The organism is Opitutus sp. ER46 (assembly GCF_003054705.1).
GTDB lineage: Bacteria > Verrucomicrobiota > Verrucomicrobiia > Opitutales > Opitutaceae > ER46.
This window is the reverse complement of the sequence record NZ_QAYX01000023.1, coordinates 197,273-221,201: the sequence shown is the minus strand read 5'-3', so window position 1 is coordinate 221,201 and position 23,929 is coordinate 197,273. Positions and strand designations below refer to the sequence as shown.

Below are 23,929 nucleotides of genomic sequence, written 5' to 3'. Positions count from 1 at the left end.
GTCTGGACTGGTTACCAGCGCAGGTGGGCAAAGGCGCGGTTCGCCTGAGCCATCTTATGGGTATCTTCCTTCTTCTTAACGACCGTCCCCGTATTGTTGTAGGCGTCGATGATCTCAGCCGCGAGCGCGTCTTTCATCGGCACGCCCTTCCGACTCGTGGCCGCGTCGACGATCCAGCGCAGCGCGAGCGATTCCTGTCGCTCAAACGAGATTTCGACCGGCACCTGATACGTCGCACCACCAACACGGCGGCTCTTCACTTCCAGGCGCGGGCGGGCGTTCTCGAGCGCGCCCAGCATCAGATCCACCGGATCGCCCTTCTCGAGCTTCTCGGAAACCTTCTCGAACGCGCCGTAAACGATGCGCTGGGCAAGATTCTTCTTGCCGCTCTTCATGATGACATTGACGAGGTGCGCAACCAACGGGCTGTTGTAGCGGATATCCGGGACAACGTGGCGTTTCTCAGCTCTGTGACGACGTGACATGGCGAAAGGATGGAAAAGAACTCAGTTTACTTGGCGGCCTTCGGGCGCTTGACGCCGTACTTGGAACGGGAGCGGCGGCGCTTCTCGACGCCGGTGGCGTCAAGGGTACCACGAACAATGTGATAGCGAACGCCGGGCAAATCCTTCACACGGCCGCCGCGCACGAGCACGATCGAGTGCTCCTGGAGGTTGTGGCCTTCGTCCGGAATGTAGGAGATGACCTCATTGCCATTCGTCAGACGGACCTTCGCAACCTTACGGATAGCCGAGTTCGGCTTCTTCGGCGTGCGCGTCATGACCTGAACGCACACCCCGCGGCGGAACGGGTTGCCCGCCAACGCCGGAGACTTGGACTTGATGCGCATCTTGCGACGGCCTTTGCGGACGAGTTGGTTGATGGTCGGCATACGAAGAAAGAGACGGACGGAGTGAAAATTGACGAAAAGAGGCGAACGCTAGTTTTCAGCCAAAACTCGGCAAGCACTTTCTGGCGAAAACTAGAGCGTCTCGCGAAAACTCCTCGAGCGAGGGGTTTCGCGAACTGGAAGCGTTCATCGGTGTGAGCCGACAACGCGCGGTATTAAAACGAAAGGGGGTCGAGCGTTGTCGGAGCGTCCCAGAGTTCAAGCTCGTTTTTTGGCATGCTGCATTTTTGCGAGGCGCGTGGGGACCGTGTCGCCCTTCCCCTATCCCGGGCAAGGTGCGCGAACAAACGATCCACGTCCCCGAATTGCCCCCAAAAAAAACGCCCGGTCGGAAGACCGGGCGTAAAACCGAATGGAGCTAGGCTCTACATTCGGTTTTTGGCGGGAGGGACTGAGAAAGTGGGTAAACACCCCACCGATGACAAGGGTAAAGTGGTGGCAATTCGCGGCCGTCATGAGCGCGACCTAGCACGCCTCCTCTCGTTACCGGCCGGGTCATCCTCTAAAAATGGACAAAAAAGCCGCGGCCTTCGGGGCCGCGGCTTCGAAACTGTGCTCGGATGACTCCGTTTAGCTGGCGGTGACTTCCGCCGGCTTCGGCTCGTCCACGATTTGGTCCGCACCGAACGGCAGCGAGATCTTGAGTTGCTTGTACTTCGGCAGACCCGTGCCCGCCGGAATCAAGTGCCCCATGATCACGTTCTCCTTGAAGCCCTTCAAGAGATCGATCTTGCCGAGCGTCGAGGCATCCGTGAGGACGCGAGTTGTCTCCTGGAAGGAGGCGGCCGAGATGAAGCTCTCGGTCTCGAGCGACGCCTTGGTGATGCCAAGGAGGATCGGCTCGGCTTCAGCCGGCTTACCACCGGCTTCTTCGATGCGCTTGTTCTCGGAGAGGAACGCGGCCCGATCGACCTGCTCGCCCCAGAAGTACTCGCTGTCGCCCGGATCGGTGATCCGAACCTTGCGGAGCATCTGGCGGATGATGATCTCGATGTGCTTGTCGTTAATCGTGACGCCCTGGAGGCGATACACCTCCTGCACCTGGGAGATCAGGAAGTCATAGAGGGCAGACGGCCCGAGGATCTCGAGGATCTCGTGCGGATCAGCGGCACCTTCAGTGAGGTGCTGGCCCTTGTGCACCACGTCGCCCGGCTGCACGATGATGTGCTTGCCGGTGGCAATGAGGTGCTCTTCCTCCTGACCGGTCTCCTCGTTCTTCACGACGAGCTTGCGCTTGCCGCGAACAGTGCCCTCGAACGACACGATACCGTCGATACGAGACATCTCGGCGGCGTCCTTGGGACGACGCGCCTCGAAGAGTTCGGCGACGCGGGGGAGACCACCGGTAATGTCCTTCGTCTTCGACGCCTGACGCGGCGTCTTGGCGAGGAGCGCTCCAGGGGCGATGGTATCGCCCTCCTGGACCGCGATCTGCGCACCGACCGGAATCGAATACGAAGCCAGCGGCTTGTTCTTCGCATCGCGCACCTCGATCTGCGGATTCAGGTCCTCCTTGTGCTCGATGACGACGGTCGCGATGCGGCCGGAGGCCTCATCGAGTTCGCGCTTCACCGTGACGCCAGGGATCATGTCCTTGAACGCCAGCGTGCCACCCTTTTCGGAGAGCACGGGAACGTTGTATGGATCCCATTGCGCCAGGACCGCACCCTTTTCGACCTTCTCACCGTCACCGACGTGGAGGAATGAACCCACGACGATGTTGTAGACTTCGAGTTCCTTCTCGTCGGCGTCAACGATCTGGATAGTGCCCGTCTTGTTGAGGACGATCGAGCCACCGTCGGCGGTCTCGACGAGACGCAGCCCGCGATAGCGGACGACACCACTGGAGCGGACCTTGATTTCAGGCGTCTTGAAGCCGCCGGAGGCAACGCCACCGATGTGGAACGTACGCATCGTCAGCTGCGTGCCAGGCTCACCAATCGACTGGGCCGCAATGATACCGACCGAGTCTCCGATCTTGGCCACGCGATTTGTCGCCGGATTGATGCCGTAGGACTTCGCGTCGATGCCGCCCTTCGTCGTGGACGTGAGCGGGGACATGACCTTCACGCGCTCGAGTCCGGAGTCGTCGATCTTTGCACCGATTTCCTCGGTGATCAGTTCGCCGGCGCCGACCAGCAGCTGGGACGGGTCGAGCGGGTTGTAGACATCGTCGCTCGAGAAGCGGCCGATGATGCGTTCCTTCAGGCCGACGATTTCGTCGTCGCCCTCGAAGATGGCCTTCTTCCAGACACCATCGCGGGAACCGCAGTCTTCCTCGGCAATGATTACGTCCATCGCCACATCGCAGAGCTTGCGAGTGAGATAGCCGGCGTCAGCGGTCTTGAGGGCGGTGTCGGCCAGACCCTTGCGGGCGCCGTGCGTCGAGATGAAGTACTCGAGCACCGTAAGGCCCTCGCGGAACGAGGACAGAATCGGGCGCTCGATGATTTCACCCGACGGCTTGGCCATGAGGCCACGGGTACCGCACAGCTGGCGAACCTGCTGTTTGTTACCGCGCGCACCGGAGTCCATCATGATGTACACCGGGTTCACCTCGGTCCGGCCCTCGTTGGCCTCCAGCTTCGCAAAGACTTCCTTCGCGATGCGGTCGGTGGCGCTGGTCCAGATGTCGACGACCTTGTTGTAACGTTCGCCGTCGGTGATGATGCCCTTGTTGAACTGGCCCTCGACCTCGGCGATGCGCTTCCGGGAGTCGGAGACGATCTCCTTCTTGGTCTCCGGGATGATCATGTCGTCGATACCGATCGAGATGCCGGCCTGGAACGCCGTCTGAAAGCCGAGTTCCTTGAGGCGGTCGAGCGTCTCGACGGTCACCTGGTTGCCCGACGTCTTGTAGGTGTTAAGGATCAGATCACCCAACTTGGACTTCGGCACCGCGAAGTTCACGAAGCCGATCGCCTGCGGCCAGATCTGGTTGAAGATCGCGCGGCCGACCGTGGTGCGGATGACGCGTTTCTCCTTGTTGCCGTAAACGGTGTCGCGACCGAAGTCAGGATTCGGAACCTCGATCCAGTCATGCACCTTGAGGGCGCCATCCTGCTTTGCGAAGAGGACTTCCTGCACGCCGGACAGCAGCGGCACGCGCTCGCCCTTGGCGGGCTTGCGGCGCGGTTCGATCGACAGGTAGTACGCGCCGAGGACGATGTCCTGCGACGGCGTGAGAATCGGTTTGCCGGAGGAAGGCGAGAAGATGTTGTTCGTCGCCATCATCAGGAGCTTGCACTCCATGATTGCCTCGAGGGACAGCGGCACGTGCACCGCCATCTGGTCGCCGTCGAAGTCGGCATTATACGCCGTGCAGACGAGCGGATGAATGCGGATGGCCTCGCCCTCGATGAGGGTTGGCTCAAACGCCTGGATCGAGAGGCGGTGGAGCGTCGGCGCGCGGTTGAGCAGCACCGGGTGGCCCTTCGTGACTTCCTCAAGGATGTCCCAGACTTCCGGAGACTTCTTCTCGATCATCTTGCGGGCACCGCGGACGGTGTGCACGAAGCCGAGTTCCTTCAGGCGGCGAATGATGAACGGCTCGAACAGCACGAGCGCCATCTTCTTGGGCAGACCACACTGGCTGAGCTTGAGTTCGGGACCGATGACGATGACCGAGCGGCCCGAGTAGTCGACGCGCTTGCCGAGCAAGTTCTGGCGGAAGCGGCCCTGTTTGCCCTTGAGCATGTCGGACAGCGACTTCAGCGGACGATTGCCCGCGCCGGTAACCGGCCGGCCGTGACGGCCGTTGTCGAAGAGGGCGTCGACCGCCTCCTGCAGCATGCGCTTCTCGTTGTGAATGATCACATCGGGCGTCTTGAGCTGCATCAGGTTCCGCAGGCGATTATTGCGGTTGATGACGCGACGGTAGAGGTCGTTGAGGTCGGACGTGGCGAACCGGCCGCCTTCGAGCGGCACCAGCGGACGGAGGTCCGGCGGGATCACCGGGAGCACTTCGAGCACCATCCACTCCGGACGGCTCTTGGAATGGATGAAGCCCTGGATGACCTTCAGACGCTTCGAGAGCTTCTTCTTGATCTGCTTCGATTTCGTCGCGCGCATCTGCTCCTGCAGCTCGGCGACAGTGGCCTCCATGTCGATCTTGACCAGGGCATCGCGCACGGCCTCGGCGCCCATCTTCGCGACGAAGGAATCATCGCCGTACTCATCGAGGGCCTGGCGGTATTCCGTGTCGGTAAGCAGCTGGCGGGGCTCGAGCGGGGTCTTGCCCGGATCGATCACCATGTAGTTCTCGTAGTAGATCACGCGCTCAAGGGAACGCGCGGTCATGTCGAGCAGCAGGCCGAGACGGCTCGGCATCGACTTGAGGAACCAGATGTGCGCGACCGGCACGGCGAGCTCGATATGGCCCATCCGTTCACGCCGCACGCGGGCGATCGTAACCTCGACGCCGCAGCGATCGCAGACGACGTCCTTGTACTTGATGCGCTTGTACTTTCCGCAGGCGCACTCGTAGTCGCGGACCGGGCCGAAGATCTTCTGGCAGAAGAGACCACCCGGCTCGGGCTTGAAGGTGCGGTAGTTGATGGTCTCGGGATTCTTGACCTCGCCCTTCGACCACTTGCGGATGACGTCGGGCGAAGCGACCGTGATGGACACGCAATCGAAGGCGGCCTCCTCAAGGCCAAGGGCCTCGCGAGCCTGATCGCGGGTGCCGGCGGAGGCGGCGGTCTCGTTGGGTTGAATCATTTTTATGTCTCCCTGAATTGGATTGAAAACGGGTGTTCCGTCGCGGGTTCAAGGGGCGCCGGCCGGAAAGCCGGCGCCACCCGCGGCGGGATGCGGTCAGGTGCCGTAGCTCAAGGCGTCGCGCTTCTGGAGTTTGATGTCCAAGCCGAGCGACTGGATTTCCTTGATCAGCACGTTGAACGATTCGGGCGTGCCGGCCTGCAGCGTGTTGTCGCCCTTGACGAGCGACTCGTAGATCTTCGTGCGGCCCTGCACATCGTCGGACTTGACGGTGAGCAGTTCCTGGAGCGTGTGCGCCGCGCCATAGGCCTCGAGCGCCCACACTTCCATTTCGCCGAAGCGCTGACCGCCATACTGGGCCTTGCCACCCAGCGGCTGCTGCGTGACCAGCGAGTACGGACCGACCGCGCGCGCATGGATCTTGTGCGACACGAGGTGGTTCAGCTTCATCATGTAGATGTAGCCGACGACGACCTCCTGATCGATCTTCTCGCCGGTGCGACCGTCGTAGAGGGCGCTCTTGCCCGAGGAAGGCAGCTTGGCCTCCTTCAGGTACTCGCGGACCTTCTTCTCGGGGATGCCGTCGAAGACCGGCGTCGCCACCTTCAAGCCGAGCTTTTTGCAGGCCCAGCCTAGATGGGTTTCAAGCACCTGGCCCACGTTCATGCGGGAAGGCACGCCCAAGGGGTTAAGGCAGATCTCAACCGGAGTGCCGTCGGGCAGGAAGGGCATGTCTTCCTCGGGCACGATCTTGGCGACCACGCCCTTGTTACCGTGACGACCGGCCATCTTGTCGCCGACCTCGAGCTTCTGCTTGGTGGCGATGTAGACCTTGACCTGCTTGATCGCGCCGTCCGCCCCACCCTCGCCGGACTCGACCGTGCTGAGCTTGCGCTCACGGTCGGACTCGAGCTCGTCGAACTTCGTCTGATACGAGCCGATGATCTCCATGATCTTAATGCGGACCGGAGACGGGTCGATCTGGACGTGCTTCGAGACGGCTGCGAGCTTGCGCAGGAGCGTCTTGGTGATCTTGCGGTTGGCGGGGATGATGATCTCGCCGGATTCGCCGTTGATGACGTCGAGCGGGATCTTCTCACCGAGGAGGATGTTCGACAGGGCCTCGGTCAGGCCCTCGCGCAGCTTGTCCATCTGCGTCTTGTACTCCTCCTGAATCTGCTTCGCCTGGCGGCGGCGATCGGACGGCGAAAGCTTCTCCTCCTGGTTGTCGATCCGGGAGGAAACCTTCACGTCCATGATGATGCCGGTGACACCGGACGGGACGATGAGCGAGGTATCCTTAACGTCAGCGGCCTTCTCGCCGAAGATGGCGCGGAGCAGCTTCTCTTCGGGGGCGAGTTCGGTCTCGGACTTCGGGGTGATCTTGCCGACGAGGATGTCGCCGGGCTTCACCTCGGCGCCGACGCGGATCACGCCATTGTGGTCGAGGTTCTTCAGCGCTTCCTCACCGACATTCGGGATATCGCGCGTGATTTCCTCAGGCCCGAGCTTCGTGTCGCGAGCGGTGACCTCGAACTCCTGGATGTGGATCGAGGTGAAGATGTCCTCCTTGAGCACCTTCTCGGAGATGAGAATGGCGTCTTCGAAGTTGTAGCCGTTCCACGGCATGAACGCGACGAGCACGTTGCGGCCGAGAGCCATCTCGCCGCCGTCGGTCGAGGGACCGTCGGCGATGATCTGGCCGGCTTTGATCTTCTGGCCCTGCTTGACGATCGGCTTCTGGTTGAAGCAGGTGCCGGCGTTCGAGCGCATGAACTTGCGCAGCTCGTAGACGCGGACGCCGTTCTTCGGGTCGTTCTTCAGGTTGCGCGGCATCTCGCCGTCGCGGGTGATGACGACGCGCTTGGCATCCACAGAAGCGACCACGCCGGCCTCATCGGCCACCATGACGATCTTGGAGTCGCGGGCGACGCGCTCTTCGATGCCGGTGCCGACGAACGGCGCCTCGGCCTGAAGCAGCGGCACGCCCTGGCGTTGCATGTTCGCGCCCATGAGTGCGCGGTTGGCGTCGTCGTGCTCAAGGAACGGAATCATTCCCGCGGCGATCGAGATGACCTGCTTCGGGGAGACGTCCATCAGGTGCACGTCGGTCGGCTGGACTTCGATGAAGTTGCCGTCCTGGCGGGAGGTGACCTTGCCCACGAAGTGGCTCTTGTCATCGAGCTCGGCGTTCGCCTGCGCGATGATCTTGCCCTCTTCCTGGTCAGCCGTGAGGTACTCGATCTTGTCGGTGACGCGACCGTCCTTGCAAACGCGATACGGCGTCTCGATGAAGCCGAACTCGTTCACGCGGGCGTAGGTCGAAAGCGAGTTGATGAGGCCGATGTTCGGACCTTCAGGCGTTTCGATGGGGCAGATGCGGCCGTAGTGGGACGGATGCACGTCACGCACTTCGAAGCCGGCGCGCTCACGGTTGAGGCCACCCGGCCCAAGCGCGGAGAGGCGGCGCTTGTGCGTCACCTCCGCGAGAGGGTTGATCTGGTCCATGAACTGCGACAGCTGGCTGCGCGCGAAGAAGTCGCGGATGACCGTGGTGAGCGCCTTCGGGTTGATCAGCTTCTGCGGCGTGATCGAGTCGACGCTCTGGTCATACATCGTCATGCGCTCACGGACGAGGCGCTCGGTGCGGCTCAGGCCGACGCGGCACTGGTTGGCGAGGAGTTCGCCCACGGTGCGGACGCGACGGGAACCGAGGTGATCGATATCGTCGACCACGCCCACGCCCTTCTTCAGGCGGACGAGGTACTTGGTGGCGGCGACGATGTCCTGGCTCTCGAGAATGCGCTGCTCGAGGTCGGTCTTGAGGCCGAGCTTCTGGTTGACCTTGTAACGGCCGACGCGGCCGAGGTCGTAGCGCTTGGGATCGAAGAACAGGCGCTTGAGGAGGGCCTTGGCGTTCGCCGTGGTCGGCGGTTCACCGGGGCGGAGGCGCTTGTAGATTTCCTTGAGCGCCTCTTCCTCGTTGCGGGTCGGATCCTTCTTCAGCGCGCGGATGATCGCGCCCTCGTCGATCGAGGTGTCGATCACGCGCAGCGTGGTGATCTCGTGTTTCTCGAAGGTACGGACGATGGCCTTGGTCAGCGGCTCGAACGCACGGGCAAGGACGACGCCCTTCTGGGCATCGATGGCGTCTTCGACAAGGACGAGCGTGGAGACATTCTCCATGTCCAGAGCCTTGGCGACCTTCAGGTCCTTGATCTCGTAGAAGAGATTGAGGATATCGATATCCGAGCTGTAGCCGATCGAACGCAGGAGAGTCGTGATGAGGAACTTGCGGCGACGACGGCGGCGATCGAGGTAAACGTAGAGGAGGTCGTTGTTATCGAACTGAACCTCGAGCCAGGTGCCACGATCCGGGATGATGCGGAACGAGTGCAGCGGCTTGCCATTCGGGTGCGGGGTGACTTCGAACGCGATACCCGGCGAACGGTGCAATTGGGAAACCACGACGCGCTCGGCGCCGTTGATGATGAAGGAGCCGCGCTCGGTCACCATCGGGATTTCGCCCATGTAGATGTCTTCGTCCTTGATGAAGTCTTCCTCGCGCAGGCGGAGCTTCACGTACAGCGGGACGGAATAGGTGATGCCTTCGCGCAGGCACTCCAGCTCCGTGTTTTTCGGGTCACCGAGCGTGTACGACACGTACTCGAGCGTCAGGCGCTCATCGTACGAGAGAATCGGAAAAACCTCACGGAAAACGGCTTCGAGGCCCTGGGCCTTGCGCTGCTTCTCGGGGATCCCCTTTTGCAGGAAGTCGAGGTACGAACTGATCTGAATCTCGATCAGATTCGGCGGCTGGATGACTTCGCGAAGCTTGCCGAAGTTAATACGTTCAGAGTGGTTGCGGTCGGCCATGAGATTTCCCGATGAAAATTAGGAGACAGAAAAGGTCGCGGCGGCAGTGCCCTCAGTGCCCGCGCGATAGCTGGTAGCAGGGAAGGAAAGAACAAAAAGAGAAAAGGCAAAGGACAGGCCGCGGGCTAACGCGGCCTGTCCCGAAGAAATCGGAACTTTTGCGAGGAAAAGCGCCAAACGCGGCGGCCTTACTTCAGCTCGACCTTGGCGCCAGCGGCCTCGAGCTTCTTCTTGATTTCCTCGGCCTCGGCCTTCGGGGCGTTCTCCTTGACGTTCTTCGGAGCGCCTTCGACGAGGTCCTTGGCTTCCTTGAGGCCCAGGCCAGTGATGGCGCGGACTTCCTTAATGACGCCGATCTTGTTCGCACCGGCCTCCTTGAGGACGACGGTGAACTCCGTCTGCGCCTCGGCGGCCGGAGCGGCAGCGGCGGCGGCGCCAGCAGGAGCGGCGGCGACGGCGGCGGCGGCGGAAACGCCCCACTTGCCCTCGAGGTCCTTGACCAGCGCGGCGAGTTCGATGACCGACTGGCCGGAGAGCCACTCGATGACTTGATCCTTGGTGATGTTGCTCATGATAACGACTCCTTGAAGCGGGCTAGCGGTTTCGGGAATGAAACGCGTTTAAGAGACGTATCCCCTAGCCAGTTCGTTGGATTGCTGCGGGAGCGGTCTTTTCCGCGGACGGAGCAGAGTCGCTCCCGCAAAAGGTTGGTTGATTTGGTTGGGTTAGGCGGCAGGAGCAGCGGGCTGCTCCTTCTTGACCTTGGCATCGAGCACGCGAACGAAGGCCGCGGCGTTGCTGGTGAGCAGGCCCAGGAACTGGGCGCGCAGGGCCTCAAACGAGGGCAGGTCGGCGATTTTCGCCAAGTCGGCGGCCGACACCAGCTTCTTGTCCATCACGCCCACCTTGATCGCCAGCTTCTGCTTCTCCTCGAAGAACTTCTTGAGGATCTTCGCGACGCCGGCCGAATTCTTGCCGCCCACGACGATCGCCGTCGGGCCGGTCAGGGATTCGTCGACGGACGGCAGGCCAAGGGCCTTGGCCGCCACGCGCAGCGAGCTGTTCTTCACGACGTGGAACTCGGCCTTCTCGGCGGCGAGCCGCTTGCGCAGCTCGAACGCATCGGCGACCGTCACTTTCGTGAAGTTGGCGAGGATGACGTAGTCAGACTTCTTGAGGTGCGTCTCGACTTCGGAAATCAGGAATTGTTTTTCGGCTCTCATGGTCGGGCTCCTCAGTATTTGCTGAATTCGGTCGCAGCCACCTTCACAGCCGGGCTCATGCTCGACGACAGCGTCAGGCTCTTGATGAACTGGCCGCCCTTGAAGGTATTGGGCTTAGCCTTGCCGACCGCCTCGAGCACGGTCTGCGCATTCTCCAGGATCTGAGCGGGGGTGAAGGAGCGCTTGCCCACGCCGACGCCAATGTTGGCGGTCTTGTCCATCTTGAACTCAACGCGGCCGGCCTTCACGGCCTTGATGCCCGCAGCCACGTCGTCGGTAACCGTACCCGCCTTCGGGTTCGGCATGAGGCCCTTGGGACCAAGGACGCGAGCCAGCGTGCGGACCTGCTTCATGGCCTCGGTCGTCGCGATCGCGACGTCGAAGTCGAGCCAGCCGCCGTTGATCTTCTGCATCATCTCCTGCAGGCCGGCGAAGTCAGCGCCGGCAGCCAGCGCCTTCTGGGCATCGTCGGTGAAGACGAGCACGCGGACCTTCTTGCCCGAGCCGTTCGGCAGCGGTGTGGTGCCACGGACGTTCTGCTCGCCGGACGTCGCGTCGACGCCGAGGCGGAACGAAAGCTCGACCGTCTCGTCGAACTTGGCTTTCGGGAACTTGGCCAGGATCTCCACCGCTTCCTTGAGCGGATATTCCTTGGCGAGATCAGCGACTTTGATGCCGCTGGTGTAGCGTTTGCTGTGCTTCTTTGGCATTTTTGCTCCTTGCGGTGCGAACGGCCGGTGGGCCTCCCGCGGGATGGTTGCGGACGAAAACGAAAACGACCGGGCCGGCATGCAACCTCGGAAAGGGTGGAATCTGCCCACCCTTCCCCAGTTGCGCGCGGCGGCGTCAGTCGACGACCTCGATGCCCATGTTGCGGGCGGTGCCGGCGATCACCTTGATGCCTGCCTCAGGGTCCTTGGCATTCAGGTCGGCCTTCTTGATGTTATAGATTTCCAGCAGCTGCTTCTTCGTCACCTTGCCGACCTTGTCGACATTGGGCTTGCCGGAGCCGCTCGCGATATTCGCAGCCTTCTTCAGCAGCACGGACGCCGGCGGCGACTTGAGGATGAACGTGAAGCTCTTGTCGGTGTAAACCGTGATGACCACGGGCAGAATCATCCCGTTTTGGTCCTTCGTCTTGGCGTTAAATTCTTTGCAGAACGCCATGATGTTCACGCCCTGCGCACCGAGCGCGGGACCCACCGGGGGAGCCGGGTTAGCGGCACCAGCCGGCAGTTGAAGGCGAATGTAACCTTGGATCTTCTTGGCCATGTTAGAAACGGATCAGGATTATGATTGAACGATTTATGATTTGGATTTCGCGCGAGTGATTCCGATTTCGAATTTCCGAGAGGCGGCGGGAAATCATAAATCGTAAATCATATATCGTGTAATTACTCGGCGGCGCGCTGGACTTGCCAGTACTCGAGTTCAACCGGCGTGAACCGGCCGAAAATGGAAACGGAAATTTTCAGCTTGCCGCGTTCCGGATCGATCTCGTCGATCCGGCCCGTCAGCGAGGCGAAGGCCCCGTCGGTGATCTTGACCTCCTCGCCCACCGAGTACTGCACCTTCGGCACTTCCTTGCCGCTGGCCGCCTCGATGCGGGCGTAGATTTCGTCGATTTCGGACTGCCGCAGGGCGGCCGGACGATCGCCACCGACGAACCCGATCACACCCGTGGTCTCCTTCAGGAAGTACCAGGGCTTGTTGATGAGCTTGTGATTCTCGTCGTACAGCCTCGCCTGGATGAAAACGTAGCCGGGATAGAGCTTGCGGACCTTCGTCGACTTCTTGCCGCTCTTCACCTCCGAGACGACCTCGGTCGGGAGCAGGACCTCGAAGATGAAATCGTCGAGCTCCTCCGCCTTTTTGAACTTCTCGATGTAGAGCTTCACCTTGCCCTCCTGGCCGGAGAGCGTGTGCAGCGCGAACCACTGGGCCCCGGCGGGGGCGGATGTTTGGGCGGCCATCGAGGAAGAGGTTAGCTGACCCACGAGGTGAAGAGATCAACGACCTGCAGCAGCGAGAAATCGCTGACCATCGTGAAGACGCCCAGGATCGCAATGGCGACGATCACGACGACCGTCGAGTCGCGGAGTTCCGCGCGCGTCGGCCACGAGCATTTGAGCAACTCGTCTTTGGTTTCGCGGGCGAAGATACGGACTCGGCTGAACGGATTTTTCATGGATCAGAGATTTGGCAGGCGCGGAGGGACTCGAACCCCCAACCGACGGTTTTGGAGACCGCTACTCTACCAATTGAGCTACACGCCTGTGGAAAGTCGGTTTAGACGACGCAGCCGAGGCCCCGTCAAGGGCCTCGGCGGTCGACTGAAACAGGGTTCTGGGCTTATTCGACGATCTCCGTAACGCGGCCGGCACCAATGGTGCGACCACCTTCGCGGATGGCGAACTTCTGGGTCTTCTCCATCGCGATCGGCGAGATCAGCTCGATATCGACCGTGATGTTGTCACCCGGCATGATCATTTCGACGCCCTTCGGCAGATGCACAACGCCCGTCACGTCCGTCGTGCGGAAGTAGAACTGCGGACGATAGCCCGTGAAGAACGGCGTGTGGCGGCCACCCTCGTCCTTGGAGAGGACGTAGATTTCGGCCTTGGCCTTCTTGTGCGGGGTGATCGACTTCGGCGCCGCGATGACCTGACCGCGCTCGATGCCGTCCTTGTCGACGCCACGGAGGAGCAGGCCGACATTGTCACCGGCTTGGCCGCTATCGAGCAGCTTGCGGAACATTTCGATGCCGGTCACGACGGTCGTGCTGGTGTCGCGCAGGCCAACGATCTCGACCGTGTCGTTCAGCTTGACCACGCCGCGCTCGATACGACCCGTGGCAACAGTGCCGCGGCCGGTGATCGAGAAGACGTCTTCGACGGACATCAGGAACGGCTTGTCCATCTCGCGGACCGGCTCCGGGATCTCGGAATCGATCGCGTTCATCAGCTCGGCAATGGCGGCCTCGCCCTCGGGCTTGCCTTCCATCGCGGCAGTGGCGGAGCCACGGACGATCTTCGCGTTCTTGCCGTCAAACTGGTACTTGCTCAGGAGGTCGCGGATCTCTTCTTCGACGAGGTCGAGGAGGTCCTTGTCGTCGATCAGGTCGACCTTGTTCAGGAAGACGACGATCTTCGGCACACCAACCTGACGGGCGAGGAGCACGTGCTCCTTCGTCTGGGGCATCGGGCCATCCGCCGCGGAGACCACCAGGATCGCGCCGTCCATCTGCGCCGCGCCGGTGATCATGTTCTTCACGAAGTCAGCGTGTCCGGGGCAGTCGACGTGAGCGTAGTGACGCTTGTCCGACTCGTATTCCACGTGCGCCACCGCGATCGTCACCGTCTTGGTCGCATCACGCACCGTGCCACCCTTCGCGATGTCCGAATAGGACTTCAGCTCAGCGAGACCCTTGCGCGCCTGACAGGCGAGGATCGAGGCCGTCAACGTGGTCTTGCCATGATCGATGTGACCGATCGTGCCGACGTTCACGTGCGGTTTCTTGCGTTCGAATGTGCCTTTAGCCATGTGAGTTAAGACGTTTGATTGGGTGGATGGAAAATTGCCTCTCAGTTAGCGTCGGAGAAGCCGGAGCCGACGTGTTTTTGGTACCCTGGAGCCCAGAATCGGACTTGAACCGACGACCTCCCCCTTACCAAGGGGGTGCTCTACCAACTGAGCTATCTGGGCAGAGTAAGGGAGTGCCAAAAAACGAAAAAGAGCGAAGAACGTGCAGCCCCGGTTTTCCACCGTCAACAGCAAAGTCATACAAACCCTGAAAAACTAGGGCCCAACCACAATCCGGTAGAAGCCAGGGGGTAAACGATCACCAAGCCGGAATGCCTCGGCGAGAAAATTCTTAAAGTGAGCGTCAACTTCCTGCACGCCTGAGCCTCGGGTCAGAATCAGCGCACCAACCAGTCCGGTAGATTCGATCGCCGCCTGAAACTCCATGGGCTGCCACCCCGGTAGCTTTCCCGTCACTCCAGGCGGGCGGTCCTCCACGGGCACCAGCACGGAAAGCACAGGGCCATCGCTCTTTATGTCATCGCTCGCAAAGACGTCGACCATGGCGCCACGGGGCGCCTGCGCCGGCAGGTCGGCGTCGGTACGGCCGAACCCATACGCCAGCGGAACCGGCATCACGCGGAGCGCCTCGGTCGGGTTTGCCGGCACCGGCACCGATGGCGGGGGCGGCAGCGCCGGGTTATCCTCCGCAAACTTCAACCGCAACGCATCCCGATCGACAAACCCGCTGCCCGGCTCGCGCGCCCCCGACTGGCTCGCCGCCGCGCTGTAGCGCGTGGGCAGAAACAGCGGTGTCAGATCGCGCATCGCCAGTTCGTCCGCATGGCCGGGGGCCAGGACCACGGCCGGTCGCGCCGGCTTCGGCAGCGGCTGCGCCACCACGACTGGTAGGCGAAACAGCGACAACACGACCGCCAGGACCGTCGCCGCCCCCGCGGCCGCGATCAACCAGCGGCGCTTCGTACCCGACTGCGACATGTCAGCTCCCTCCGCCGGTCCGCACCGGATCCTCCGCCGCGAGCGTCACCTGGAAACCCGCCCCATGCGCCATGCCCACGATTCTCGCCAATATTGCCGCCGGCACCTCCGCGCTCGAGCGCACCAGCAGCACGGGCATCCGCCCCGTCTGCCGGCGCTCAGTTGTCGCCTGGGTGGTCAGCCACTCCTGCAGCTGCTCCATGCTCCGCAGGCCGTCGCCCACAAAGATCTGCCCGGCGTTCACCACCGAGATTACGTGCGTGGTCGGCCGCGGGTCGGCATTCGCGCCTGGCACCTCCGGCAACGCAAAGCCCACCCCCAGCCCCGGCGAAACCACAAAGCGCGAGCCGAAGAGCACGAAGTAGAATGCCAGCAGCGCCACGTTCACGTAAAACAGCACGTCGTAGCTGCGGGGCTCCGGCCGCAACCGGGTCGAGAGGTTCAGGGGCCGCGCGATCATTTCGCCTTCTCCACCCCGCCCCCGCCCGGGGACACGCCGCGGTATTCGGTCAGCAGATACTTCATGATCTCGTTACCACTCCATTCCACGTCGCGCACGATCGCCCGCACGCGGCCGGAGAGGAAGTGATATCCCAGGTGCGCCGGGATCGCCAGCATCAGGCCGCCCGCCGTCGCCAGCAGCGACTGCCACAGCCCCGCCGACAGCGCGGTGGCCGACACGTAGTTGCCACCTTTCTGGTAGGCCACGAACGTCGTCACGAACCCCAGCACCGTGCCCAGCAGGCCCACCAGCGGCGCCACCTGCCCGATCGCCGCGATCGCGTGCACCCGGCGTTCGAGCGCCGGCAGTTCCACGATCGCCGCCTCCTGCACATGGAAACGCATCGTCTCCGCGTCGTCGTCGGCATGCAGCAACGCCGCCTTCACCACCGCCGCCACCGGCCCCGGCGTCTCCTCGCAGACCGTCAGCGCCTCGATCAACCGGCGCTTGCCCAGGATGTTCTTGATGCCGTCCAGGAAGGCCTTGGTCCGGATCTGCCCGCGATGCAGGAACAGCATGCGCTCGATGAAGAGCATCAGGGCGATAAACCCGAGCACCAGGAGCACCCAGATCATCGGCCCGCCGTGGGCGAAAAGGTTGAGGTCAATGCCGGCCATGTGAGTGGAGGGGATAGCGATTGGGGCGCGCCGCGGGAAGTCCGAAGGCGCCCGGGAAACTCAAGGTTGCGCCGGCGCCGCCGGCACGCCCAGCCGCTGCAACTGCTCGCGCGCGATGCTCTCCGCGTAGCCGAGCCGGCTGTCGCGCAACAACACGTACACGCGCCGCGCCTCGTCCGTCAGCTCGCGCTGCTCCAGCAGGGCGCCCAAGTCGAGCAGCGTGCGCGCCAGCCAATAAGGCTGCGTCGCCCGCATCGCCGCCCCGGGCTCGGCATCCACCAGGAAGGGCTTGATCACGTCCCGCCACCACACGTCCCGCGCCCGGTCGAACTGCCCGCGCCGCTCGAGCAGCTTGCCGAGGTTGTAGCCGGCCTCGATCCGCACCTCCGCCGGCGCGGCGACGCGGTATAGCAGCTCCTCGAACATCGATTGCGCCAGGTCCGCATGCGAACCCGAGGGGTCCGTTGAGGACTGGGCGTTGTGACACTCGGCAAGGCGCAGCTTGGCCACCATCACGTCGGGCCGTTGCACGTACTTCGGGTTGTTGACCAGATCCTCGTAGGCGAGCTGCGCCTGCGGAAACTCATTCAGCGTGCGCAGGAGGTCGCCCTGCTTCAGCCGCGCCGCGAACACCAGCTCCGCCGGCGCCGGCGGGCTGTCCCGCTTCACGAGCGCCTCGATCCGGTCGTTCGCCTCGCGCAGATCCTTCGGCTGGCCGAGCCGCTCAAAGAGAATTGCCTGCTGGAACAGCGCGTACGGCACGTAATCACTTTGCGCATACCGCGGGTTCTCGATCAGGTCCCGCAACACGGTCTGCGCCTCCTGGATCTTGTCGCGGTCCGCGTAATACGCCGCCGCCACCAGATACGAATAGATCGCCGCGTCCGATTCCGGGAAATCGGCGCGCAGCTGCGCGAGCGTCTTCAGCGCGTCGTCACGGCGGTCGAGCCGGAACTCCGCCTCGGCCTTCAACAGCGCGGCCGTGCTCGCCATTTCGGTGCGCAGCGCCGGCGGCAGCCCCGCCGTCGCCGCCGCGAGCTTCGCCCCCAGCTGCAGCGTCAGCTCAGGCCGGTTCGCCTCGAACGCCAGGCGCGACTGCAGCCACGTCATGCGCGCCCGCAGCTCCGGCGTCAGCTCCGCGGCGTTCGCCTGCGGGGAGTCCAGCAACGCCGTGACCCGCGCCAGCGCCTCTTCCGTCCGCCGCTGCATCTTCAGGCCGCGGGCCAGGCTCCACTCCGCCTCCCAGCGGTTCTGCGCGTCAAAACGCGGATCCGCGACCAACTCGTCCACAATCCGCGCCAGGTCCGCCTTCGGGTCATCCTGGTCCGCCTTGATCGCCGCCAGCACGCGCTGGAACATCAGCTCGCCCACGGCGATCCCCGCCGGTGGATTTTGCACCGCCGCCGCATACGTGTCGCCGGCCAGCCGGAAATCGCCGGCCCGAAACCGCGCCTCCGCCTCGAGCACGCGCAATTGCGCCACCTGTTGCGTCACCACCGGCGCCTCGCGCGGCGACCGCGCCGCCGGACTCTCCGCCAGGGCCTCGCGGGCCAGCCGCGCATTGTCCGCCGCCAGCCGGTACCGGCGCTGCTCCCACGCCGAGGTTGCCAGAACCACGAACGCATGGGGCCGCAGGCTCGACCCGGGGTAGCTGTCCTTCAACTCGTTCGCCCGGCCCTCGGCGACGGCATAGTCGTTGTCTTCCAGCGCGAGGTTCGCACGCATCAGCAGGAGGCTGTCGTACACCGCCGACTTCGGCTTCGCCCGCAGCAGCGCGTCGACCTCCTGCCGGAACAATCCGCGCTCCGGCTCCCGCGTCGAATCATGCGCCAGCAACTGTAGCGCCTGTCGCTGGTAATCCGGCGTGCTCCCGGTGGCCAGCAACTGGTTCAGCGCGTTCCGGCCCGCCCCACCCCGCGCGCGGTCGCCGATCAGCCCGAGCAGCCGCCGTACTTCGTCGTTGTGCGTCCGCTCCGTCGCCGGGATCCGCATCAACAGCTCCTGCAGGAACCGCACCGCCTCGTTGCGCTCGCCCGCCGCCGTCCGCATCACCGCGTACGTCTCGCCAAACGAATACGCCTGCTGCAGCCCGCTGCGTGCCAGCCGCTCGTAATTGTCGCGCGCCTGCTGCACCTCGGCCGCCGTGTAGCTGCGCAACTGCAGCTTCACCCGCAGGCCCGCCGCCAGGAATGTCGCCCGCGCCAGGTCCGTCGGCGCCTCGGCCTGCGCCCGGTTGTACCCTTCGTTCGCCCGCGTGCTATCCGGCGGCGTCGCCGTGTCCGCCAGCACTGCCTGCAGGAACCAGAACCACGCCCGGTCCGGCCGCGTCAGCTGGTCGACGTTGATCTGGTTCACCTGCTCCGCCGCCAGCCCGAAATTCCGCTGTTGCGCCGCCGCGAGCCCCAGCCGCAGCCGCCACTCCGGTCCACGCCCCCCCGGCGCCGCCTGCAACACCCGCTCCGCCTCCGCCGCCCGCCCCGCGTCCAGCAGCGCCGACGCCAGCGGCAGGCTCAACGCCGCCCGATCCGCCCCGGGCAGCGCCACCAGTTGCTCGTAAAGGGCCACCGCGATCGACGCCAACCCGAGCTCCTGCGCCCGCTGCGCCGCCGCCAGCGACGCCATGGCATTTCCGGCCGAAACGGCCGCGGTCGCCCCCGGCCCCGCCAGCGGCACGGGCGCGTTCAACGGGGTCGCGCTGACACTCGCGCGCACCGCTGGCCGCGGCGCTTCCGCCCCGCCCGCCAGCCCCGCACCCGCCACCACCAGGACCGCCATCCAGCCCACGTATTTTCGGTAACCAGTCACCACCGCGCCACCATGCCCACGGCGCTGGAAACAATCAATCGCGTTGTAAGTGCTTCGAACTCGCGCATCATCCGTCAGCCCGCAGACTCCATCGCAATTTCGTTTCGCAAAACCACCACACCATGATGACTGCCTCCCTCATCGTCCTCGGCGTCCTTCTCGCCCTCGCGCTGGTGATCGGCCTCTGGATCGCCGGCATCTACAACCGCCTCGTCGGCCTGCGCAACCGGTTCAAAAACGCCTTCGCCCAGATCGACGTCCAGCTCAAGCGCCGCTACGACCTCATCCCCAACCTGGTCGAGGTCGCCAAGGGCTACCTGAAACACGAGCGCGAGACGCTCGAGAACGTCATCAAGGCCCGCAACATCGCCTATGCCGCGTCGCAGTCGGCCGCCGCCAATCCGGCCGACGCCAACGCGATGAAGAGCCTCGTCACCGCCGAGTCCGGCCTCGCCGGCGCCCTCTCGCGCCTCATGGTCGTCTCCGAGCAGTACCCCGACCTGAAGGCCAACCAGAACATGGCCCAGCTCACCGAAGAGCTCACCTCGACCGAGAACAAGATCGCGTTCGCCCGCCAGGCCTACAACGACAGCGTCATGACCTACAACACGGCGCGCGAAACCTTCCCGACCGTCGTCTTCGCCGGCATGTTCGGTTTCACCGCCGCCGAGCTCTTCAAGATCGAGGATCCCAGCGAGCGCAACGCCCCCAAGGTCAGCTTTTCCTGAGCGCCCCGCCGCGCTCTGTATTCAGACTCAAGTGACACCCTGCGCGGCGCGGCCCGGCCGGCCCTCCCCGGCCCCGCCACGCCCGTTTCATCCGCCAACTCCCGCCCCGTATCATGGACTCTGCCCCGCAGCCAAATCCCGCCCCGGTCCCGCCGCCCGCCGCCTCCACGCCGCTGCCCCCACCCATCCCCGTGTCCCGCCCCAGCGGCCACGACAAGGTCTGGGCCATCCTCAGCCACGTCTCCGCCTTTTTCGGCGTGCCCATTCTCCTCCCGCTCATCGTGTATCTCGCGATGAAGGATGACTCCCCGTACATCGCCGAGAACGCCAAGGAGGCGCTCAACTTCCACATCTCGCTCCTCCTCTACTCGATCGTTGCGGGCCTCCTCGTCTTCGTCGTCATCGGCATTCCCCTCCTCGTCGCGATCTACCTCGGCGGCCTCGTCCTCGCCATCATCGCGGCGGTCAAGGCGTCCGATGGCGGGTGCTACCGATATCCGCTCACGATCCGGCTGGTGAAATGACGCTGCGCCGCCGCCCGCGGCGGCGCCCTTTTCTCATGCGTTGGCTCGTCCCCCTGCTCCTGTGCCTTCACGTTGCGGCCGCCGCCCCGGCGGCCGCCCCGCAGCCCGACGCGCCACCCGTGGAGGCCCGCCAGCTCTACCGGCATCTGGAGCTCGACCAGCGCTTCCCGCGGGAGCGCGCCGCTTACCTTGCGTTCATGCGCGGTAACAACCCCACCGCCGGCGAGAACTCCCTCATTTCCGTCATCGGCGACCGGTTGCTCGTCTCCGACTTCGAAACGCACCTCGCCACCTTCATCGCCACGCGGTTCACCCGGGAGGAACTGGAGGCGATCAACGGCTACCTCGCGACCGCCATCGGCCGGCGCGAATACCAGCACATGCGCGCCCTCGAACGCGACATTGCCGCCGGCACGCTCGCCCCCGCGGACATCGACGGCCGTCGCAACGCGTTCTACGACGCCCTTCCCCCAGCGGACCGCGCCGCCTCCCTCGCGTTCAGCGCCACCGACGCCGGCCGCAAGTACTGGCAGAACCTCGCCCTCATCGATGGGTACGCCGGCAACGTCGTGCCCGCGCTCGCCACCGCCATCATCTCCGATCTCTCCCGCGGCGCCGACGCGCGGCCCGCCCCCGCCCGCTAGTCCTTCCGTTTCTGCCATGGATTTCTTCGAGGCCCAGGCCCGCGCCCGGAAGCGCTCCTCCCGGCTCGTGCTGCTCTTCATCCTCGCCGTCCTCGGCACCATCGCCGCGATGTACGTCGCGACGTGGTTCATTCTCGGCCAGACCATCGGCCACCCGCACACGTATTCGACCCGCGGTTACGAGGTCAGCTTCAGCCGCCAGGCCTCGTTCTGGCAGCCCCAGCTTTTCGTCGGCGTCTCCCTTGCCACGCTCGCCGTCGTCGGGCTCGGGTCGCTCTTCAAGTGGTCCCAGTTCTCCGCCGGCGGCCGCGCCGTCGCCGAGAGCGTCGGCGGCCGCCGGATCGATTCCGCCACCACCGACCTCAACGAGCGGCGGCTCCTCAACGTCGTCGAGGAAATGGCCATCGCCTCGGGCGTGCCCGTTCCCGCCGTCTACATCCTCGACGAGGAGCCGGCCATCAACGCGTTCGCCGCCGGCCTCACCACCTCCGACGCCGTGGTCGCCGTCACCCGCGGCACCCTCGAGAAGCTCAACCGTGACGAACTGCAGGGGGTGGTCGGCCACGAGTTCAGCCACATTCTCAACGGCGACATGCGGCTCAACCTCCGCATTGCCGCCATCATTTTCGGCATCCTCGTCCTCGGCGTCATCGGCCGGGGCGTCCTCTGGTCGATGCGCGGCAACCGGCCATCCCGCGGCAAGAACAACAACGGCGCCGCCGTCGTCCTCGCCCTGGGGCTCGCCCTCCTGATCATCGGCTATGTGGGCTATTTCTTCGGCCGGCTCATCCAAGCCGCCGTCTCCCGCCAGCGCGAATTCCTCGCCGACGCCTCCGCCGTCCAGTTCACCCGCAACCCCGCCGGCATCACCGGCGCCCTGAAGAAGATCGGCGGCTACGCCCTCGGGTCCAGCGTCCAGGCCAACGGCAGCGCCGCCATCGGCCACTTCTTCTTCGCCCAGGCGTTCCGCTCCAACTTCGGCGGGCTCTGGGCCACCCACCCGCCCCTCGATGAGCGTATCCGGGCCATCGACGCGTCGTTCGACGGCAAGTTCTTCGAACCACCCAAGGTGGTCGACGTCGGCCGCGAGTCCTTTGTCACCGCCGGGCTCGCCCCCGCGGCCCGCAGCGCCGTCCCGCCGCCGCTTACCCCCGCCAACACCCTCGCGGCCGTCGGTGCCATCGGCACCCTTTCCCCCGAACACCTGTCCGGTGCGCGCGACCTGCTCGAACGCACCCCGGAACGCCTCCGCTCCGCCGCCCACTCCCCCGCCGAGGCACGCGTCCTCCTCTACGGGCTCCTGCTCAGCGATCAACCCGCCATCCGCACCACCCAGCTGGCCGTCATCGACCAGCGCGCCGGCCCCGACGCCCGCCGGCTCCTCGAGGAACTCGACCCCGCGCTCCGCCAGGTCGAGGACGCCCACCGGCTTCCGCTCCTGCAGATCGCGCTGCCGGCCCTCCGGCAGACGCCCGCGCCCGATCTCGACACGTTCCTCGGCACGCTCGACGAACTCGTCCACGCCGATCACGAGGTCACCGCCTTCGAGTACGCCATGCAGCGGCTGCTCACCCAGACCCTCGCCCTCGGCCGCAAGCCCGCCGACGCCGTCACCCAGATCTACTCGTTCAACGCCGTCACCCGCGAGATCGCCGTCGTCCTCTCCGTCCTCGCCCGCGCCTCGACCCAGGACCCGGCCGCCGCCGCCCAGGCGTTCGCCGTCGGCGCCGCCCAGCTCAAGCTCATCCAGGCGAGCCTCGCGTTTCTCCCGGCCGACGCCGCCACGCTCCGCGAGTTCGACGCCGCCCTCGACAAGCTCGCCGGCGCCAGCCTGCCCATCAAACAGCGCACCCTCGCCGCCGCCGCCCACGTCGTCCAAGCCGACGGCCAGGTCCGGATCTGCGAGTTCGAGCTTCTCCGCGCCATCGCCGCCGCCTTCAGCGTCCCGATGCCGCCCCTGGCGTAGCCATCTCGCGTCGAGTTACCCCGGCGTAGTCGTACTGGTTGTCGTTCTCCCACGATCCCAGGGAACGAGGGCAACAATTATATCCGGATCTTGTTCGGCCACTTATCGAATAATGTCCAGATACTCGCCCGTCGTGTCGGAATAATGTCCAGATACTCAGGCTCGGCCGCAATCGCCGCCACGCCGCCCCCCTTCAGTGATTCCACTTCGTTTCCAGGTAGCGCGGGACTGAGGTCCAGACTCCGCCACAGTATCCGCCGGTCGGCTTCTTCAGCTTTCAGCGTTCAGCCTTCTACGTTCACCCCTTTCCGGCTGCCGCGCTCAGCGGCAGCCGAGCCGGACCACCTCGCCAAACATCACGTCCCGCTCGAACGCCCGCTCCAGCGGCCGGCCTTCTTCCCCGCAAAGCCAGGCGCGGATCACGCCGGCGTGGGTCACGACCACGACGTTCTCCTCCTCGGGCAGCGCCGCGCGAAACGCCGCCACCCGTTCCGCCAGCGCCGCAAAGCTCTCCCCTCCGGGCGGCGCTCCGCGCACGTAGTCCCGCGCCCATGCGTCGATCTCCGTTCGAGGCACGTCCGCCCACGCCCGGTTCTCCCATGCCCCGAAATCCAACTCCATCAGCCGCGCGTCCACCCGCACGTCCACCGCGCCCAACTCCGCCGCCAGTCGCCGACACCGCTGGCTCGGGCTGGTGAAGACCAACCGTCGCCCGCCCTCCGCGCCGTCGACTCCCGCCAGGGCCGCACGCACCGCCGCCACTTCCTCGGCGAACGTCTCCGCGACGCCGACATCCGTCCGCCCGTAACACAGCCCCGCCAGCCCGGCCACGCGGGTGTGCCGGATCAGTGTCACGCTTCTGCCACCCGCGCGGCTCACGCGGTCCGCGCCACT

Annotated in this window: 20 protein-coding genes and 2 tRNA genes; 4 read left to right on the top strand and 18 right to left on the bottom strand. The window is 64.5% G+C overall.

What is annotated here, in order from left to right; translation table 11 throughout:
* Positions 1–11: 11 nt before the first annotated feature.
* The 17 genes from rpsG to DB354_RS22365 all read right to left on the bottom strand — a co-directional run bounded on the left by rpsG (position 12) and on the right by DB354_RS22365 (position 19,173).
* Positions 12–485: a 30S ribosomal protein S7 gene (rpsG, locus tag DB354_RS13830; protein ID WP_107836223.1), complete on the bottom strand. Its 474-nt coding sequence runs from the start codon at positions 483–485 to the stop codon at positions 12–14.
* Between the two features lie 26 nt (positions 486–511).
* Positions 512–892, bottom strand: coding sequence for a 30S ribosomal protein S12 (gene rpsL / locus DB354_RS13825; RefSeq protein ID WP_107836222.1), 381 nt, complete (start codon positions 890–892; stop codon positions 512–514).
* A 588-nt stretch (positions 893–1,480) separates the two neighbouring features.
* On the bottom strand, positions 1,481–5,629 hold the full coding sequence (rpoC, locus tag DB354_RS13820) for a DNA-directed RNA polymerase subunit beta' (protein ID WP_107836221.1): 4,149 nt from the start codon (positions 5,627–5,629) through the stop codon (positions 1,481–1,483).
* A gap of 96 nt (positions 5,630–5,725) precedes the next feature.
* Complete coding sequence (gene rpoB / locus DB354_RS13815) at positions 5,726–9,505, bottom strand: DNA-directed RNA polymerase subunit beta (protein WP_107836220.1); 3,780 nt, start codon at positions 9,503–9,505, stop codon at positions 5,726–5,728.
* A gap of 188 nt (positions 9,506–9,693) precedes the next feature.
* Positions 9,694–10,077, bottom strand: a complete 384-nt coding sequence (gene rplL, locus DB354_RS13810) for a 50S ribosomal protein L7/L12 (RefSeq protein WP_107836219.1) — start codon at positions 10,075–10,077, stop codon at positions 9,694–9,696.
* A gap of 153 nt (positions 10,078–10,230) precedes the next feature.
* A complete protein-coding gene (gene rplJ, locus DB354_RS13805; protein ID WP_107836218.1) occupies positions 10,231–10,728 on the bottom strand; it encodes a 50S ribosomal protein L10 in 498 nt (165 codons plus the stop codon).
* Between the two features lie 11 nt (positions 10,729–10,739).
* Positions 10,740–11,438 (bottom strand): 50S ribosomal protein L1, encoded by a 699-nt coding sequence (rplA, locus tag DB354_RS13800; protein ID WP_107836217.1) that lies wholly within the window; start codon positions 11,436–11,438, stop codon positions 10,740–10,742.
* Positions 11,439–11,574: 136 nt separating this feature from the next.
* On the bottom strand, positions 11,575–12,000 hold the full coding sequence (gene rplK, locus DB354_RS13795) for a 50S ribosomal protein L11 (protein WP_107836216.1): 426 nt from the start codon (positions 11,998–12,000) through the stop codon (positions 11,575–11,577).
* A gap of 122 nt (positions 12,001–12,122) precedes the next feature.
* On the bottom strand, positions 12,123–12,701 hold the full coding sequence (gene nusG, locus DB354_RS13790; protein WP_107836215.1) for a transcription termination/antitermination protein NusG: 579 nt from the start codon (positions 12,699–12,701) through the stop codon (positions 12,123–12,125).
* An 11-nt stretch (positions 12,702–12,712) separates the two neighbouring features.
* Positions 12,713–12,916 carry a preprotein translocase subunit SecE gene (gene secE / locus DB354_RS13785; protein WP_107836214.1) on the bottom strand — a complete coding sequence of 68 codons (204 nt, stop codon included), beginning with the start codon at positions 12,914–12,916 and terminating at the stop codon, positions 12,713–12,715.
* Positions 12,917–12,928: 12 nt separating this feature from the next.
* Positions 12,929–13,004, bottom strand: a tRNA-Trp gene (locus DB354_RS13780).
* 76 nt (positions 13,005–13,080) lie between these two features.
* Positions 13,081–14,271: an elongation factor Tu gene (gene tuf / locus DB354_RS13775; protein ID WP_107836213.1), complete on the bottom strand. Its 1,191-nt coding sequence runs from the start codon at positions 14,269–14,271 to the stop codon at positions 13,081–13,083.
* 86 nt (positions 14,272–14,357) lie between these two features.
* A tRNA-Thr gene (locus DB354_RS13770) sits at positions 14,358–14,433 on the bottom strand.
* Between the two features lie 93 nt (positions 14,434–14,526).
* Positions 14,527–15,249, bottom strand: a complete 723-nt coding sequence (locus tag DB354_RS13765; protein WP_107836212.1) for a hypothetical protein — start codon at positions 15,247–15,249, stop codon at positions 14,527–14,529.
* A gap of 1 nt (position 15,250) precedes the next feature.
* Positions 15,251–15,709: a hypothetical protein gene (locus DB354_RS13760; RefSeq protein WP_107836211.1), complete on the bottom strand. Its 459-nt coding sequence runs from the start codon at positions 15,707–15,709 to the stop codon at positions 15,251–15,253.
* A complete protein-coding gene (locus DB354_RS13755; RefSeq protein ID WP_107836210.1) occupies positions 15,706–16,368 on the bottom strand; it encodes a MotA/TolQ/ExbB proton channel family protein in 663 nt (220 codons plus the stop codon). Before DB354_RS13755 ends, DB354_RS13760 begins: the two co-directional genes overlap by 4 nt.
* 60 nt (positions 16,369–16,428) lie before the next feature.
* Positions 16,429–19,173, bottom strand: a complete 2,745-nt coding sequence (locus tag DB354_RS22365; RefSeq protein ID WP_158277536.1) for a hypothetical protein — start codon at positions 19,171–19,173, stop codon at positions 16,429–16,431.
* A 125-nt stretch (positions 19,174–19,298) separates the two neighbouring features.
* On the opposite strand from DB354_RS22365, the gene DB354_RS13745 reads away from it, so the two are divergent.
* From DB354_RS13745 to DB354_RS13730, 4 genes are all read left to right on the top strand, one after another.
* Complete coding sequence (locus tag DB354_RS13745; protein WP_107836563.1) at positions 19,299–19,901, top strand: LemA family protein; 603 nt, start codon at positions 19,299–19,301, stop codon at positions 19,899–19,901.
* Between the two features lie 191 nt (positions 19,902–20,092).
* Positions 20,093–20,425 carry a DUF4870 domain-containing protein gene (locus DB354_RS13740; protein WP_233256642.1) on the top strand — a complete coding sequence of 111 codons (333 nt, stop codon included), beginning with the start codon at positions 20,093–20,095 and terminating at the stop codon, positions 20,423–20,425.
* Positions 20,426–20,460: 35 nt separating this feature from the next.
* The gene (locus DB354_RS13735; RefSeq protein WP_107836207.1) at positions 20,461–21,069 is read left to right on the top strand and encodes a hypothetical protein; all 609 of its coding nucleotides are present in this window, start codon (positions 20,461–20,463) and stop codon (positions 21,067–21,069) included.
* A 16-nt stretch (positions 21,070–21,085) separates the two neighbouring features.
* Complete coding sequence (locus tag DB354_RS13730) at positions 21,086–23,035, top strand: M48 family metallopeptidase (protein ID WP_158277535.1); 1,950 nt, start codon at positions 21,086–21,088, stop codon at positions 23,033–23,035.
* Between the two features lie 321 nt (positions 23,036–23,356).
* On the opposite strand, the gene cobC is transcribed toward DB354_RS13730, so the two are convergent.
* Entirely contained in the window at positions 23,357–23,890 is a 534-nt protein-coding gene (gene cobC, locus DB354_RS13725) for an alpha-ribazole phosphatase family protein (RefSeq protein ID WP_158277534.1), read from the bottom strand.
* Between the last annotated feature and the right edge of the window lie 39 nt (positions 23,891–23,929).

Coding starts and splice junctions, on each gene's coding strand:
- rpsG (WP_107836223.1), bottom strand. CDS start 485: ATGTCACGTCGTCACAGAGCTGAGAAACGCCACGTTGTCCCGGATATC.
- rpsL (WP_107836222.1), bottom strand. CDS start 892: ATGCCGACCATCAACCAACTCGTCCGCAAAGGCCGTCGCAAGATGCGC.
- rpoC (WP_107836221.1), bottom strand. CDS start 5,629: ATGATTCAACCCAACGAGACCGCCGCCTCCGCCGGCACCCGCGATCAG.
- rpoB (WP_107836220.1), bottom strand. CDS start 9,505: ATGGCCGACCGCAACCACTCTGAACGTATTAACTTCGGCAAGCTTCGC.
- rplL (WP_107836219.1), bottom strand. CDS start 10,077: ATGAGCAACATCACCAAGGATCAAGTCATCGAGTGGCTCTCCGGCCAG.
- rplJ (WP_107836218.1), bottom strand. CDS start 10,728: ATGAGAGCCGAAAAACAATTCCTGATTTCCGAAGTCGAGACGCACCTC.
- rplA (WP_107836217.1), bottom strand. CDS start 11,438: ATGCCAAAGAAGCACAGCAAACGCTACACCAGCGGCATCAAAGTCGCT.
- rplK (WP_107836216.1), bottom strand. CDS start 12,000: ATGGCCAAGAAGATCCAAGGTTACATTCGCCTTCAACTGCCGGCTGGT.
- nusG (WP_107836215.1), bottom strand. CDS start 12,701: ATGGCCGCCCAAACATCCGCCCCCGCCGGGGCCCAGTGGTTCGCGCTG.
- secE (WP_107836214.1), bottom strand. CDS start 12,916: ATGAAAAATCCGTTCAGCCGAGTCCGTATCTTCGCCCGCGAAACCAAA.
- tuf (WP_107836213.1), bottom strand. CDS start 14,271: ATGGCTAAAGGCACATTCGAACGCAAGAAACCGCACGTGAACGTCGGC.
- DB354_RS13765 (WP_107836212.1), bottom strand. CDS start 15,249: ATGTCGCAGTCGGGTACGAAGCGCCGCTGGTTGATCGCGGCCGCGGGG.
- DB354_RS13760 (WP_107836211.1), bottom strand. CDS start 15,709: ATGATCGCGCGGCCCCTGAACCTCTCGACCCGGTTGCGGCCGGAGCCC.
- DB354_RS13755 (WP_107836210.1), bottom strand. CDS start 16,368: ATGGCCGGCATTGACCTCAACCTTTTCGCCCACGGCGGGCCGATGATC.
- DB354_RS13745 (WP_107836563.1), top strand. CDS start 19,299: ATGACTGCCTCCCTCATCGTCCTCGGCGTCCTTCTCGCCCTCGCGCTG.
- DB354_RS13735 (WP_107836207.1), top strand. CDS start 20,461: ATGCGTTGGCTCGTCCCCCTGCTCCTGTGCCTTCACGTTGCGGCCGCC.
- DB354_RS13730 (WP_158277535.1), top strand. CDS start 21,086: ATGGATTTCTTCGAGGCCCAGGCCCGCGCCCGGAAGCGCTCCTCCCGG.